General features: G+C 39.6%; 16 protein-coding genes and 2 tRNA genes. 11 read left to right on the forward strand and 7 right to left on the reverse strand.

Annotated elements, in window-relative coordinates; all coding sequences use genetic code 11:
* The first annotated feature begins 33 nt into the window (after positions 1-33).
* From GR160_RS12700 to GR160_RS12715, 4 genes are all read left to right on the forward strand, one after another.
* Positions 34-960 carry a DUF58 domain-containing protein gene (locus tag GR160_RS12700; protein ID WP_160750252.1) on the forward strand — a complete coding sequence of 309 codons (927 nt, stop codon included), beginning with the start codon at positions 34-36 and terminating at the stop codon, positions 958-960.
* Between the two features lie 86 nt (positions 961-1,046).
* Positions 1,047-1,120, forward strand: a tRNA-Asp gene (locus GR160_RS12705).
* 317 nt (positions 1,121-1,437) lie between these two features.
* Positions 1,438-1,514, forward strand: a tRNA-Asp gene (locus GR160_RS12710).
* Between the two features lie 114 nt (positions 1,515-1,628).
* Complete coding sequence (locus GR160_RS12715; protein WP_160750253.1) at positions 1,629-2,105, forward strand: hypothetical protein; 477 nt, start codon at positions 1,629-1,631, stop codon at positions 2,103-2,105.
* Between the two features lie 7 nt (positions 2,106-2,112).
* Here the strand turns inward: GR160_RS12715 and GR160_RS12720 are convergent, their stop codons facing one another.
* A complete protein-coding gene (locus GR160_RS12720) occupies positions 2,113-3,054 on the reverse strand; it encodes a lysylphosphatidylglycerol synthase domain-containing protein (RefSeq protein WP_160750254.1) in 942 nt (313 codons plus the stop codon).
* Positions 3,055-3,074: 20 nt separating this feature from the next.
* Between GR160_RS12720 and ruvC the strand changes: the two genes are divergently transcribed.
* The 4 genes from ruvC (at position 3,075) to hemW (ending at position 6,164) form a co-directional block, all read left to right on the forward strand.
* Positions 3,075-3,632 (forward strand): crossover junction endodeoxyribonuclease RuvC, encoded by a 558-nt coding sequence (ruvC, locus tag GR160_RS12725; RefSeq protein WP_160750255.1) that lies wholly within the window; start codon positions 3,075-3,077, stop codon positions 3,630-3,632.
* 44 nt (positions 3,633-3,676) lie between these two features.
* Entirely contained in the window at positions 3,677-4,567 is an 891-nt protein-coding gene (locus GR160_RS12730; protein ID WP_160750256.1) for a DUF6252 family protein, read from the forward strand.
* Positions 4,568-4,674: 107 nt separating this feature from the next.
* Complete coding sequence (locus tag GR160_RS12735; RefSeq protein ID WP_160750257.1) at positions 4,675-5,016, forward strand: cupin domain-containing protein; 342 nt, start codon at positions 4,675-4,677, stop codon at positions 5,014-5,016.
* Between the two features lie 20 nt (positions 5,017-5,036).
* A complete protein-coding gene (gene hemW / locus GR160_RS12740; RefSeq protein ID WP_160750258.1) occupies positions 5,037-6,164 on the forward strand; it encodes a radical SAM family heme chaperone HemW in 1,128 nt (375 codons plus the stop codon).
* Here the strand turns inward: hemW and GR160_RS12745 are convergent.
* Positions 6,161-7,063, reverse strand: coding sequence for a hypothetical protein (locus GR160_RS12745; protein ID WP_160750259.1), 903 nt, complete (start codon positions 7,061-7,063; stop codon positions 6,161-6,163). The genes hemW and GR160_RS12745 overlap by 4 nt on opposite strands.
* 80 nt (positions 7,064-7,143) lie before the next feature.
* On the opposite strand from GR160_RS12745, the gene GR160_RS12750 reads away from it, so the two are divergent.
* Positions 7,144-7,902 (forward strand): cyclase family protein, encoded by a 759-nt coding sequence (locus GR160_RS12750; RefSeq protein WP_160750260.1) that lies wholly within the window; start codon positions 7,144-7,146, stop codon positions 7,900-7,902.
* Here the strand turns inward: GR160_RS12750 and GR160_RS12755 are convergent.
* Both GR160_RS12755 and GR160_RS12760 read right to left on the reverse strand, forming a co-directional pair.
* Positions 7,899-8,393 (reverse strand): GNAT family N-acetyltransferase, encoded by a 495-nt coding sequence (locus GR160_RS12755; RefSeq protein WP_160750261.1) that lies wholly within the window; start codon positions 8,391-8,393, stop codon positions 7,899-7,901. The genes GR160_RS12750 and GR160_RS12755 overlap by 4 nt on opposite strands.
* Positions 8,390-8,821 carry a MarR family winged helix-turn-helix transcriptional regulator gene (locus GR160_RS12760; RefSeq protein WP_160750262.1) on the reverse strand — a complete coding sequence of 144 codons (432 nt, stop codon included), beginning with the start codon at positions 8,819-8,821 and terminating at the stop codon, positions 8,390-8,392. Before GR160_RS12760 ends, GR160_RS12755 begins: the two co-directional genes overlap by 4 nt.
* Positions 8,822-8,911: 90 nt before the next feature.
* Between GR160_RS12760 and GR160_RS12765 the strand changes: the two genes are divergently transcribed.
* On the forward strand, positions 8,912-9,268 hold the full coding sequence (locus GR160_RS12765; protein WP_160750263.1) for an MmcQ/YjbR family DNA-binding protein: 357 nt from the start codon (positions 8,912-8,914) through the stop codon (positions 9,266-9,268).
* A gap of 154 nt (positions 9,269-9,422) precedes the next feature.
* Here the strand turns inward: GR160_RS12765 and xylA are convergent, their stop codons facing one another.
* The 3 genes from xylA to GR160_RS12780 all read right to left on the reverse strand — a co-directional run bounded on the left by xylA (position 9,423) and on the right by GR160_RS12780 (position 13,364).
* Positions 9,423-10,745 carry a xylose isomerase gene (gene xylA, locus GR160_RS12770; RefSeq protein ID WP_160750264.1) on the reverse strand — a complete coding sequence of 441 codons (1,323 nt, stop codon included), beginning with the start codon at positions 10,743-10,745 and terminating at the stop codon, positions 9,423-9,425.
* Positions 10,717-12,246 carry a xylulokinase gene (locus GR160_RS12775; RefSeq protein ID WP_160750265.1) on the reverse strand — a complete coding sequence of 510 codons (1,530 nt, stop codon included), beginning with the start codon at positions 12,244-12,246 and terminating at the stop codon, positions 10,717-10,719. Before GR160_RS12775 ends, xylA begins: the two co-directional genes overlap by 29 nt.
* A gap of 119 nt (positions 12,247-12,365) precedes the next feature.
* The gene (locus GR160_RS12780) at positions 12,366-13,364 is read right to left on the reverse strand and encodes a GntR family transcriptional regulator (protein ID WP_160750266.1); all 999 of its coding nucleotides are present in this window, start codon (positions 13,362-13,364) and stop codon (positions 12,366-12,368) included.
* A gap of 104 nt (positions 13,365-13,468) precedes the next feature.
* On the opposite strand from GR160_RS12780, the gene GR160_RS12785 reads away from it, so the two are divergent.
* The gene (locus GR160_RS12785; protein ID WP_160750267.1) at positions 13,469-14,521 is read left to right on the forward strand and encodes an aldose epimerase family protein; all 1,053 of its coding nucleotides are present in this window, start codon (positions 13,469-13,471) and stop codon (positions 14,519-14,521) included.
* Positions 14,522-14,759: the final 238 nt, after the last annotated feature.

The raw sequence follows: 14,759 nt of genomic DNA on the forward strand, positions 1-14,759 counted from the left end.
TTTTTGTCTGCAAATTGCATACATTTGAAAAATATGAAGATCGATTCGCAATTACAAAAAATATCGGCATTTAAAAGCCTTGAACTTTTGGCTAACCAAATAGTAGAAGGGTTTATATCGGGCATGCACAAAAGTCCCTTTCATGGTTTCTCTGCTGAGTTTGCCGAGCATAAAGTGTATAACCCCGGCGAAAGTACCAAAAGCATAGACTGGAAATTGTATGCGCGTACCGACAGGTTGTATTCTAAACGATATGAAGAAGAAACCAATCTGCGTTGCCACCTTATTATAGACAATTCGTCGTCCATGCATTATCCTGCTTTAAAAGAAGGACAGCCTTTTTATGAAAATAAAATTGGGTTTTCTGTACTGGCATCGGCAGTGCTTATGGATTTGCTAAAACGCCAGCGCGATGCTGTTGGCTTAAGTATATATTCGGATAATTATGAGTACTATGCCCCCGAAAAGGGTAGTGGACGCCACCATCGCATGCTTATAGATAAGCTTGAAGGTGTGCTGGCAACACCAAAGAGTAGTAAAGCCACACAAACTACTGCTTTTTTGCACCAGATAGCTCAAAAAATGCACAGGCGCTCGATGATCATATTGTTTACAGATATGTTTCAACCCGGTAATGACGAAGAACTGTTTAGTGCCCTTCAGCACTTAAAGCACGATAAGCACAAAGTGGTGTTATTTCATGTAATTGATAAAAAAACAGAACTTGGCTTTGAGTTTGACAATGCCCCGCGCAAATTTATTGATCTTGAAAGCGGTGAGGAAGTAAACCTTTTTGCCGAAAACGTAAAGCAGGAATACGAAAAACAAGTGGCTGCTTACTTTAAAAAAGTAGCCGATACCTGTATGCAATATCAAATTAAGTATGTGCCGGTATCTGTACATGAAAGTTTTGAAAAAATAATGACTATCTATCTTGTTGAAAAACAAAAGTTTGGTTAGTTGTTTTGAAAATATTTTTGATTTTTTGTAAAAAACGTTTGCAGGATTCAAAAACGGTTGTATATTTGCAACCGCAATAAAGCACAGGTTTGGTAGTTCAGTTGGTTAGAATACGTGCCTGTCACGCACGGGGTCGCGGGTTCGAGTCCCGTCCAGACCGCTTAGTTGGGGAAGCCTTTCGATGAGAAAGGCTTTTTTGCCCCAATAAAGTTTCTTAAGACAGAAACTTTAAGGTAGTTGTGTTGTTTATGCCGCGAGAGCGGTAGGTTTAGTAGTTAGACCAATGAAAAGCTTTCCATTAGTTTGGAGGGCTTTTTTGATTTTAATGGGTTTAAGGGTTTAAAAAATATGTAATAGGCTGTTAGTTTGGTAGTTGACGAAAACCCTTGTAAACACTGAAAAAAAAGTGAGTTTTTTTATAAAAAAAGCTTGAAAATGTAAAAAGTAGTACTATATTTGCACTCGCAATAAGGCACTGGTTTGGTAGTTCAGTTGGTTAGAATACGTGCCTGTCACGCACGGGGTCGCGGGTTCGAGTCCCGTCCAGACCGCCAGTAGGAAAGAAAGCTCTTCATTAACTTGAAGGGCTTTTTTTATGATGTAAAGTGCTCTAAGGACTATTAAATAAATTTTCCTTATTTTTGGGTGTTATAACGCTGTCACTGTTAATGAAAAAAATAGCCTTTTTGTTTTTACTATTGCTCCTGGCTTCCTGTCAGTATTTTGATAAGCAGGTGCCCGATGAGAATGAGCTTCTTGAGCAAAGGCTAAAAGAAATTGACTGGAAGAAGGTAAGCAGTTATCCATCGCTTGCAGAATGTGATGTTATAACTGACAAGCAACTTAAGAACGAATGTTTTTTTAGTGCCATGGCACGCCTTATACAGGAAAAACTCGATACTGATACTATTGCAATGCTCTATCCGGAAGCCGACACCATACAGGTAAAAGTAACTGTATTTGCCGATGCCACACTACAGTTTGAACCACAACTGCCACAGGACAGTGTTAAATATGATGTTGTAAAAATAGACAGTATTTTAAAAGCCCGCCTTGTAGATTTTCCTAAAATAGAGCCTGCACAAAAAGAAGGTGTGCCTGTAAAAAGCCAGTTTATATTACCTGTTATACTTGATGTAAAATAATAAACGGCTAAATTTTGTTTGTTTTAAACTTAAATACATAATAGCTTCCCAATGCTACAGGTATAACTATATTGAGCAGCCATTGTAGTGTGGCTGCAAAAACCACTATCCATTCGTTTACGCCCATCAGTCCAAAGAAAAATACGGCAAGGCTTCCGCGTACGGCAAAATCTAAAAACTGAAAAGTAGGTAATGACGACCCTAAAAAATAAACTCCCATAATGGCTGCAAGCATAGTAGGGTAGGGCAGTGTTATGCCAAACAGTAAGAAAATAAAATAATGCTGGTGCATTATGCTAAGATATCGGCACAGTGCAAGCGCAAGGTTTTTGCGGTTTACGTTTTTAGGAAGGTTGTTTATATTCTCGAAGAATTTTTGGATGGAGTAACCGCGTATGGCGATTTTTCGCGAAGCAAAAACAACCACTATAAGCCCTGCTATTCCTGCAATAATAATGATAAGAAGTGTTTTGGGTACTACTCTGTAAGTGTTATTGAATGCTAATAGCCCTATCAGGCCGGCAAGCACGGCAATAACAAGCTGTGCGCCATTGCACACAAGGTTGAGAAAAATAATGTTTTTTGCCTGGTCTTTTTTATAATATAGTGCCTTGGCAGCATATTCGCCAATGCCATTGGGTGTAAACATTCCGGCAGTTAACGATGCCAGTACCTGTTCTGTAGATTGTCCTAAGGTTATCTTTTTGAAAGGAGATACCAAATTTTGCCACTTGACTATTTCTATAAAGCGGTTTAAAAAACTAAGTAGTAAAATAACAGCGGCAATTGTGTAAGATTGTGGACCGGTTAATACTTTAGTAAGCTGGCTCCAGTCAAGCCCGTCGTTTTGAGCAATGCGGTCGTATATAAAATAAAAAGCACCGCCCACTATTAAAAGTTTGGCCGTAACAACAAGTAATTGTTTAGCTTTGTGGGGTAGGGTAAACATCCCGGCAAAAGTAAATAAAATTGGCAAACGAACGCATTATATTAGGTATAGACCCCGGTACAACCATTATGGGCTTTGGGCTTATAAAGGTGGTAAATAAAAAAATGGAGTTTTTACAGCTTAACGAGCTTCAACTAAGCAAGTATGACGACCATTATAAAAAACTCCGCATTATTTTTGAGCGTACCATAGAGCTTATAGAAACCCATCATCCGGACGAGATCGCTATTGAGGCTCCTTTTTTTGGAAAGAACGTGCAGAGTATGCTTAAGTTAGGCAGGGCACAGGGTGTTGCTATGGCGGCAGGGCTTTCGCGACAGATTCCTATAACCGAGTATGAGCCTAAAAAAATTAAAATGGCTATTACCGGCAACGGAGCTGCGAGTAAAGAACAGGTGGCAAAAATGCTGCAACAGCTTTTGGGGCTAAAAGAGCTGCCAAAAAACCTGGACAGTACTGATGGTCTTGCGGCGGCAGTATGTCATTTTTTTAATACAGGCAAGCCTACGCCAACAGGAAAAAGTTATAGCGGATGGGATGCATTTGTTAAACAAAATGAGGGTAGGGTGAAAAAATAAAGATATATTTGTGTTAAAATTAACACAATCAATATATTATTTTTATGAAAAGCCTCAAAAGTACTTTGTTGTTATTGTTTTTTGCCATTGCTATTACAGGATGTTCTTCGGAAGATGTGAATGTAGTGGGCGATGATGTATCCGGAGATACATTTAGTTATACGCAGGATGGACAATTGATTCCTGTAACTAATATTGTAGCACAAAAAAGCGAAGACCTAATTGCCGTAACGGCATTTAACAGCGATGGGCAAACCATTGTAGTTCAGTTTAATAAATATGGTAATTTAAGAGAGGTAATGACTTATGATGTTTCCGATCTTACCGTTCCGGGCAGGACAAGCTATCATTATTATAAATCGAACTATTTCAATTTTGAACTGGTGTCTTTAGACGAGACGGCTAAGACTGTAAGTGTTACTTTTTCGGGTAAACTGTATAATGATAAGTATGATATTACCAGTGATTTTTCTACTGTAGACGGTACTTTTACAGTAAGCTATATGGATGTTACCCCACAAATACCGGGTATGCAGGTTTCGGCAAAAATCAACGGAACACAATGGCGCGCTACCGAAACAGGCGATAGTTCAGGCGGTTTCTTTTCAGAAGATAATATAACGCTGTATGCCTCTAACGATAGCCCATACACAATAAGTACGATCATAAATCACGAGTACACAGAAGTGGGTACTTATAATTTTACCAACTCGTCTGCCTCTAATAAGCTTGAATTGTCGGTTTTCGAAACAGAAACATTAAATGACATTTCGTTTGCAACAACGTCAGGCACATTAAAAATAACAGGCAAAACCGTGGGAGCCTTAACGACCACTATTGAAGGTACGTTTTCTTTTACTGCCTTTAATCCGTTTACCCAAACAAGCATACGCGTTACCGATGGTGTTTTTAAACGTGTTTATATAAATTACTAAATTGGAAATATCCGGTTTTTGACTTGCAGATCTGATAATCGTTACGGCAATTATCAGGTCTGTTTTTTTATATCTATGTTGTAACTTTGCTGTAAACAAACAGGAGTATGAAAATAGAATCGGGAGCATTTTTTATTGAAAGCGATAACGAATGGGAAGTCGTGGGCGAGGGAGTTAAACGCCAGATTACAGGTTATAACACCACCCTGATGATGGTAAAAGTAGCTTTTGAAAAAGGCAGTATAGGCGCAGTGCATCAGCATTTCCATTCGCAGGCCAGTTTTGTGGCATCGGGCCAGTTTGAGGTAACGGTAGATGGTGTTGCAAAAATCCTGCGGGCAGGTGATACTTTTTTTGCAGTGCCCAATGTATGGCATGGTGTGGTTTGCCTTGAAGCGGGCATGCTTATAGATGCGTTTAGCCCCATTCGCGAAGATTTTTTGAAATAAAAAGGTTGTAACTTTGCCGCATGGCAGGTATTTACATCCACATTCCTTTTTGCAGGCAGGCGTGCACCTATTGCGATTTCCACTTTTCTACCTCCCTGAAAAAAAAGGATGATATGGTGGCGGCACTGGCTGCTGAGATCGTACTTCGCAAAAAAGAGTTTGAAGGCATAACTGTAGAGACCATTTATTTTGGTGGAGGCACACCATCGGTGCTTACCAATGCCGAAATTGAGGAACTTATCAATACCGTATATCAAAATTATTCGGTAGTCGATAACCCCGAAATTACACTCGAAGCCAACCCAGACGATCTTTCTAAAGACCGCATAATCCAACTGTCAAATTCACCAATAAACAGGCTTAGCATAGGCATACAGTCTTTTTTTGAAGAAGACCTTATACTGATGAACCGTGCACACAACGCTGCCGAAGCCGAAGCCTGTCTTGCTGAAGCTGTGAAATATTTTGATAATATTTCTATAGACCTTATTTATGGCACTCCGGGCATGGGCAATACACGATGGCTGCAAAATATAAATAAAGCGCTTGGTTTTGGTGTGCCACATATTAGCAGCTATGCACTAACGGTAGAACCCAAAACAGCCCTGCACAAATTTGTAAAGAACGGCACGGTGCCACAGCCCAGCGATGAAGTTGCCCATGAGCAGTTTTTACTCTTGGCTGATGTTTTGCAGGCACACGGTTTTGTACATTATGAATTGTCTAACTTTGGTAGACCCGGCTATTTCTCTAAAAACAATACCGCTTACTGGCTCGGGAAAAAATATATTGGCATAGGGCCTTCTGCACATAGCTATGACGGCATTAACCGAAGCTGGAATATAGCCAACAATACTCTCTATATTAAAGATATTCAGCTTGGTACACCGCCTTGCGAAAAAGAACAACTCACAATTGCCGACCGATATAACGAATATGTAATGACAGGGCTTCGCACCATTTGGGGTGTAGATGTAAACCGGGTGGAAGCAGAGTTTGGAACTTCTTTTAAAGAATATTTGTTAGGCGAGGCTAATGATTATATTATTCAGGGCTTACTGTCGCTTACTGATGGTGTTCTTAAAACCACACGTGAAGGTAAATTTCTTGCCGATGGTTTGGCAAGCGACCTGTTTTTTGTTGCTTAGAAACGATTCCCTACAACAAAAGACCAGTTGAGTTTTTTTATTACTCTAAACATTGCATAGCAAATAGATATAGCCAGAATGATCTGACTTGCCGCTAAAAAATAGGGGTTAGGATAAATAAGATTTAGCGCAGGAAAGATAAATATGATTACAGGGCTATGATACAGATGCAAAAAATAAGTATAGGCTCCGGTTTTTATAAAACTAAATTTAAGGTTTACTACATTTAAGAAAATACATAGTGCGATAGCATACTTATAAAAATCATATTCTTTCAGAAAGAAATAAGATAACGCTATTACGGCAGCTAAAAGAATGTTTTTTAAAACAGGGTTAGCTGTATCCCACGAAAATTTATGCGATATAAAGCCTATTATAAATAGCAGCACAACATCCAGCCGTATAAAAATTTTCCCGAAAAACAACAGAGGAAGTATAAACAGTAACGCCCTGTAATCTTTATGTATCAGGCTGAGGAAACAGAATATTATGAACAGGTCGCGTATAAAATATGTTGGCGGATTTATAGGAGGTGAAGTGAGTGCAAAAAGCCCTTCGGTAATAAGCGAAGAGTCATAAGTAAGCCGATTGAGAAAGTTATATCCTGTAGCCTTTATAAGCAATACAGGGAGCAACACGGCTATGTTTGCAATGAGATAAGGAATGAGCAGGCTTTTTATTTTTTTAGAGAGCAGGTTAGCGTCATATCTGTAATTGTAATATAAATAGCCCGATATTACAGAGAGAACCATAGTGCCAAATTTTGGCAGGTCTTCTAATACAAAAAAAACGGTCCCGGTAGTAAAATCATGCTTTATGTGGGTAAATGTAATGAGTATAACCCCTGCAATGCGCATAAATTCTATAGGGTAGTTTGTGCTTTTCAGGCTGTTTTGCATGTTGCTATTTTGTAGCAATAATACATTATTTTGCCCTAAATGCTAAATAGATTTCTTTATTTTGTATAAAAACTATTACAATGCTTGCAACTGTAAACGGCTATAACTTTGATCTTTTACATCCTATAGATATTTCGCTGCCCCTAACTGCAAACGGCAGCAATCCTATTGCCTGGTATTTAGACCAGCCACAAATAGAGCCTGTAACTATGGGTAGTTGGGTTGGTAAAGTATCGGAAGGATCTTCTACCAATTTCAATAACATACAGTTCAATCCCCATGCGCATGGTACACACACCGAATGCTTGGGACATATTACCAAAGAATTTTACAGTGTTAACCGCGCCTTAAAGCGATTCTTTTTTGTAGCTGAACTCATTTCGGTTACGCCTGAATCTGTTGACAACGACCTTATAATTACCCGATCTCAAATTGAGAGTGCTCTTAATGGAAAGTCTCCCGAGGCGATTGTAATACGCACGCTGCCGAATAATAACGCTAAGCAGCATAAAAACTACAGTAACAGCAATCCGCCTTATCTGGAAGAAGCTGCGGCAACATATATCAGAGAGTTAGGAATTGAACATTTACTGATAGACCTGCCCAGTGTAGATAAAGAAAAAGACGACGGCCTGCTATTAGCTCATAAAGCTTTTTGGAATGTTAAAGATGTAAATAATCTTAATGCCGATGCCCGTCACAGTGCTACCATTACCGAAATGGTTTTTATACCCGATACAGTTTTAGACGGAACCTATTTGCTCAACCTGCAAATTGCGAGTTTTGAGAATGATGCCAGTCCGAGTAAACCGATTTTGTATAGTGTGTTGGATTTTTAGAGTATTAGGGTGGTGTTTAATTTCTTTTCCATGTAAACCGGATTGTCTAAAGGGTTGTAGCAGTAAGCCTCAATTTCATAAAATCCCATTTTTTTATATAGGTTTATTGCTGCTGCCATTTCTTTAACGCTGTCCAACCGAATGGATTGGTAACCCAATTCTGCTGCGGCTTCAATAGCAAGTTCCATTAGTTTTTTTCCAAGTTTTAGGCTTCTGTATTCAGGTTTAACATAAAGCCGCTTTACTTCGCCAATATTCTCTTCTAATTTTCTAACGCCCACACAACCCACAGCTATATTTTGATAATAACATAATAGCGCAACACCTTCGGGTGAAGCATACTTTTGGGGTACAGTCATAAGTTCTTTTTCAAAATCCTGAAAGTCTAACGAAAAGTTTAATGAGTTTCCATACTCCCTAAATAGTTCTTTAATGGTCTCAAATTCTTCGGGAGTAGTGGCCTTTATAAATTTTATATCCGCTATAGTCATTTCTTTTTACTTAGTAGTGTTTTTAATTCAACTGTCAGTTCGCTAAACCGCTCTTTTTCCTCTTCATTTAAATTGCTCAGCAGTGTTATTATCTGGTCATCTGAACGCTTTTCAATTTGTTGTACTAATTGTAAACCCTCCTGGGTTAACTCAAGTATAAATATCCTTTTATCGGTAATATCCTTTTTTTTGGATACAATTTTGTCCTTTAAAAGTTTTGTAATAATCCTGCTGGTATATCCTTCATCTAATGATAGTGTTTCTGTAATACTCTTTGCAGATGTTGAACCTGCCGAATTAATTTCGTAAACAATCCTTAGTTCTGTTAAAGAATAATTTAAATGAAGTGCATCTCTATTCAATACCCCCAAAAGGTTTACATATAGCCTGTTGAATTCCCGGATATTGTTTATAGTTGATTTTTTCATGAGACAAACTTATGTAATTTACTTGACTAAGTCAAGTAAATTACATAAGTGAAGTAGTTAAATTTGTATGACAAGCACTATATTAACAATATGACTATTCAGGATTTCTACGATTTTTGCCTTGCTAAAAAGGGTGTAACGGAGCATTTTCCGTTTGATGAAGATACGCTGGTATTTAAAGTGGGAGGCAAGGTATTTGCCCTGAGCTCACTGAGTAATTGGGAGAACAATATACCTGCCGTTAACCTAAAGTGCGACCCCGATAGGGCGGAGGAACTTCGTGAAGAATATGAAGGTATTAAACCCGGGTACCACATGAGCAAAAAGCACTGGAACACGGTAGCAATAAACAGCGATGTGCAGCCAAAACTGTTACAGGAACTTATTACTCACTCGTATGAGTTGGTATATAACAGCCTAACCAAAAAGGTTAGGGAGAGTATATAGATTTTGAGTGATCATTTAATTGATAAAAAGTAATAGTAGAATAAATTAGTGGGAATTTGTGAAATTAGTGTCTTCTTTATATGCTAAAAACAAAAACGCCCTTTCTGAATTCACAGAAAAGACGTCTTTTATAAAGTAACCAAACTTTTTAAAATTAATAAGCGTTCGCAATAATTTGCTCAAACAGTTCCTGCCTGCCGCTGATTTGTTTGGGCTCGCCGTTTTGGCGTGCATAAGCATTCAGGTCTTCAAGGGTTAGTTTGCCGTTTTCAAACTCAGATCCTTTACCGCCATCAAACGATGCATAACGCTCTGTGCGAAGCTGTGTGTAGTTCGTTTTTGTAAGGATATAATCAGCACTGATTAAACCGCGTGCAAAAATATCCATACCACTAATGTGTGCAATAAATTTATCTTCAAGGTCGGTAGAGTTACGGCGCACTTTGGCATCAAAGTTAATACCGCCTCCCTGTAATCCTCCAGCCTGAAGGAAAACAAGCATGGCCTGTGTAGCCTCGTAGATGTCGATAGGAAACTGGTCCGTATCCCAGCCGTTTTGGTAGTCACCACGGTTAGCATCCAAAGATCCCAGCATGCCTGCATTGGCAGCTATCTGCATTTCGTGCTCAAACGTGTGGCCTGCAAGTGTGGCGTGGTTAACCTCAAGGTTTAGTTTAAAATCATCCTGAAGATTATATTTATTAAGGAAACCAATACAGGTTGCAGCATCAAAATCATACTGGTGTTTCATTGGTTCCATTGGTTTAGGCTCTATAAGGAAGTTTCCTGTAAAGCCCTGGCTTCTTGCATAATCCCTGCAAATGGTAAGGAACTGAGCTAAATGGTCCTGCTCACGCTGAATATCGGTATTAAGCAAGCTCATGTAGCCTTCGCGTCCACCCCAAAAAACGTAGTTCTCGCCGCCTAATGCAATAGTTGCATCAATGGCAATTTTTGCCTGAGCACCTGCATAGGCAACCACATCAAAATTAGGGTTTGTAGAGGCGCCGTTCATGTAACGTGGATTGCTAAACAGGTTAGAAGTACCCCAAAGCAGTTTAATGCCTGTCTCGTCCTGTTTTTCTTTAGCATAGGCTACAACGGCTTTTACACGCTGCTCGAATTCTTCAAGGGTTGGGGCTTCGTCTACCAAATCTACATCATGAAAACAGTAGTACGGGATGCCCAGTTTTTCCATAAATTCAAAACCGGCATCCAGTTTATCTTTAGCGCGTGCAACGGCATCTTCGTTGCTGTTCCATGCATGTGTTTCAGTACCCGGTCCAAAAGGGTCGTTACCGGTATTGCATAGGGTATGCCACCATGCCATGGCAAATTTAAAATGTTCTTTCAGGGTTTTGCCTGCTACAACGCGGTTCTCATCATACCATTTAAAAGCAAGTGGATTTTGGCTGTCGCGGCCTTCAAATTTTATCTTGTCTACAGTTTTAAAGTAGGCTTGTTTTGTTGTACTCATTTTGTTTATTTTCAATATTAAGATTTAACTTCCATTCGTTATAAATATCGCCATAACGGTTTGTTAGCTGTTGGTTTGGTTCTATACGCTCCAGGCATTGCAGGCTGCTGAATGTTTCGTCTATAGAGCTGTAAAAACCAAAACCGTAGGCTGCACCACGGGCTGCACCATCGGCTCCGGCAGTGTTGTATAGCTCTACTGTAGTTTGGGTGGTATTGGCAAAAACCTCCCTGAAAACCGGGCTCAGGAAAAGATTTGCCTTACCGGCACGCACCACATTTCCTCCGGCGCCAATTTCTTTCATTATATCAAAGCCATAGTTCATGGCAAACACAATACCCTCGCAGGCAGCACGAACCAATTCGGGCGATTGATGTATATTAAAGTTGAGGTTTTGTATACCGGAGAAAGCAGGCTTGTTGTTAAATATGCGCTCTACGCCATTACCAAACGGATAAAAACGCAATCCTTTACTGCCGGGTTCTGCTTTTGCAGCTTCGGTATTTAATTTATCATAAGATATAAGGCCGTTCTCATTACCAATAGAAGTTATTTTGCGAAGCCACTGGTATAAAATGCCCGAACCGTTTATGCACAGCAATACACCGTTGCGTTTTTTGCCATCAGCATCGTTTACATGTAAAAATGTGTTTACGCGGTTGTTAGGGTCGTAAGCATCTTTCTCGGTAACCGAATATATAACGGCCGATGTTCCTGCTGTTGTAGCAATTTCGCCCGGTTTAAGTACGTTTAACGAAAGCGCATTGTTAGGCTGGTCTCCGGCACGGTAGGTTATTTTTGTGTCGGGGCTAAGACCAAGTTCTGTAGCAATAGCTGCATTTACAGTAGCCTGGTTACCAAAGCTTGGCACAATTTCAGGAATTAAGGTTGCAGGCAAGCCCATAGCATCTAATATTTCTATAGCAAGGCGACCTTCGGAAAAGTTCCACAAAGCAGCCTCCGACAGTCCTGATGTGCTTGTTTGTGCCACCCCCGATAGTTTTGCGGCAATAAAATCGCCGGGCAGCATCATATGGGCAGCCTTTGCAAAAACTTCAGGCTCATTATTTTTTACCCATTTAAGTTTAGAGGCTGTAAAGTTTCCGGGCGAGCCTAATATTTGTCTTTGGCTTGCAGAGTGTCCAATAAGGTCGTAGGCACCATTACCAATTTCGGCTGCACGGCTGTCGCACCAAATAATAGAAGGCCTTACAGGGTTAAGATTAGCATCTGTAAGCACCAATCCATGCATTTGGTAGGCAATGCCAATAGCGGCAATTTTTTTAAGGTCTACTTTATGTTTGTTGCCAAGCGCATGAATACCTGTTTTTATATAAGCCCACCATTGGTCGGGGTTTTGCTCTGCCCAGCCAAACTGTGGGGCAATTATATCCATTTCAAAATCGGGCACGCTTATCGATGCAATGGTCGTACCACTCTCTGCATCAAACACCGATAGTTTTATAGACGAGCTGCCTAAATCTATTCCTAAAAATAACATAGTCTTTAATTTAACTTATGGTTAATTAGACTACAAGTGTAGGCATTAATTTTTATATCCGCAAATATTATTTTACAGATTGTAAAATTTTGTTAATTATCAGGTATAAAATATTTTGCCTAAAGTGAATGCCTTACGATCAGCCTGCTTTTATTTTCAACCTGTTCGCGGCTTTGATTCAGGATCATTTCGGCCAGTATTTTCCCCATAGCCATAAAATCGGTAGATATGGTAGTTATACCTTTTTCCACTACTTTTTTTAGTGGGGTGTCGTTATAAGATATTATGCCTACTTCCCTGCCAATTTTTAGGTGCTGTGCCTGTGCCTGCTCTATAACATTCACCAAATCACGGTCGTTAGGAATAATATATACATCGCCGGGGGTTATGGTGTGGTTTGCAAAATCGGGAATTATTTCGTGTTCAAAACCAAACGTTTGACAAAATTTTATAAAGCCCTGCTGCATTCCGGGAGGCTGTTTAAAATCGGGGAAAATAAGTATGAGTTTTTTGTATTTGCCCAGTTTTGGCCTGCCTTCGGCCAGTGCTTTATAAATATCGTTGCTATGGTTTTGGTGTATAGAAGGGTAATCCTGCAACTCATCGTTGGTTTGGTCTAATATGTAAACATCGTTTTGGGGCAATGTTTTTATAATTCCGGCAACCCCTTTAAGAATAGTGGGCATAATTACATACTTGGTGTAATCGCCATTATTTTCATTTACCAGTTTTTTAAACACATCGAGACTAAAGTAGTGGAAAAAAATATCTATTTGCCCATTGTTGCCTATGGTTTCCTTAAACGCGTTGTAAAGGTCTTCCTTAAAGGAATTGAACTCGTCGAATAATAAAAAAATACGCTGTTCAAAAGCAAACTCTTCACTTTTAATGTAGTATCCCTTACCTGCCCGAGAGTATATAATGCCCCGTTTTTTAAGTTCATCATAAGCCAGCAGCACAGTATCGCGGGATAGTGAGAATTCTAATGCAATTTTGTTTACAGAGGGCAGGTGGTCGCCACGTTTTAGCCGTTTTTCTGCAATGGCGGTTTCTATAGAGAGTATGATCTGCTTATACTTAGGCAGGCTTTTGAGCGGATCTATAGTAATTAGTTTCATAGCTACAACGTTTAAACTGGTGGCTAAGATACAAAAACTGGTAGGTACTGGTATGGTTGATGTGTTTTAATTTTTACTTTTGCTGTGTAATTCATAAAAATCCCATGGAAAAAAGCAATATTTCATATTTTACACCTAATTGCGTTACGAAATTATTTGGCACCCTGCCTAATGGTAAAGTCGTAGAAAGCTATACGCTTAGCAATGGTAAAGGTATGGAAGCTACTTTTATTAACTATGGGGCTACCATTACGTCATTAAAAATTGTTGATGCTAAAGGGCAACCTGTAGATGTGGTTTTGGGCTTTAATGATATTGATGATTATATAGACTCCTTCAATTTGCCAAGTGCCCCATATTTTGGATCGGTAATTGGCCGTTATGCCGGACGCATAAACAATGGTACTTTTTCTATAGATGGAGAACAGCATGAGTTGAATAAAAATCACGGCATCCACACGCTTCATGGAGGTAACAGGGGCTTTGGCCGTGCTTTTTGGAAAATGAAGCAGTTGCAGGGCGGCAGCAGCCCATCTATAAAGTTCTCTTATACAAGTCCTGATGGCGAAGAGAATTTTCCGGGTGAACTTAAAATTACCGTTACCTATAGGCTTACAGAAAACAATGAGCTGTTGGTAAAGTATAAAGCAGAATCTACTAAAGATACTGTTTTAAGTTTAACCCAGCACAGCTACTTTAATCTTGATGGGCACTCGCAAACGGTTGCGGGTCAAAAACTGGTTGTAAATGCTGATAAAGTGCTGGAAGTAAACCAGGATAGTATTCCTACCGGTAAGTTTATTGATGTTAAAGATACTGAGTTTGACTATAACAGCGCAGTCGATGCTCCATTGAGCATTGACCGATCGTTCGTTTTAGAAAATGATACAGAACCTGCGGCTTCGCTATACAGTGAAAAAACAGGCTTAAAGATGACGGTTTACACCAACCAGCCATCGGTACATATATATGTTGGGGGTAACTGTTTTGACAGTCTTAGAGGTAAAGACGGAGTTTCTTACCATACTACCAGCGGTATTTGCTTTGAAACGCAAAACTACCCGGATGCGCCAAACCATGCGCATTTTCCGTCGGCGGTTTTAAGAAAAGGAGAGGTGTACAGGCGCAGCACAAAGTTTGCTTTTGAGGTGCTTTAAAAATAGAATGTAGAGTAATTATTACATATTTTAAGTTTGGTTTAAAGGAGCAGTTGCCCGGTTTGTAATGTGTTAAACAACTTTTGCTTGCTGTTTAGGTTAGTTGGGTTAAGTTTGGGTTTACACAAAAAGCTTAGTAAGCAAATAAACCGTTACAGGCCGGGAGCGGCGGCTCTGAAAAACAAAAAAGATAACACAACGGCGCGCCCGCGCCTTTTATATATAGCTGACCTAAAAC

The organism is Flavobacterium sp. Sd200, from assembly GCF_009826935.1.
In the GTDB taxonomy this organism is placed as follows: Bacteria; Bacteroidota; Bacteroidia; order Flavobacteriales; family Flavobacteriaceae; genus Flavobacterium.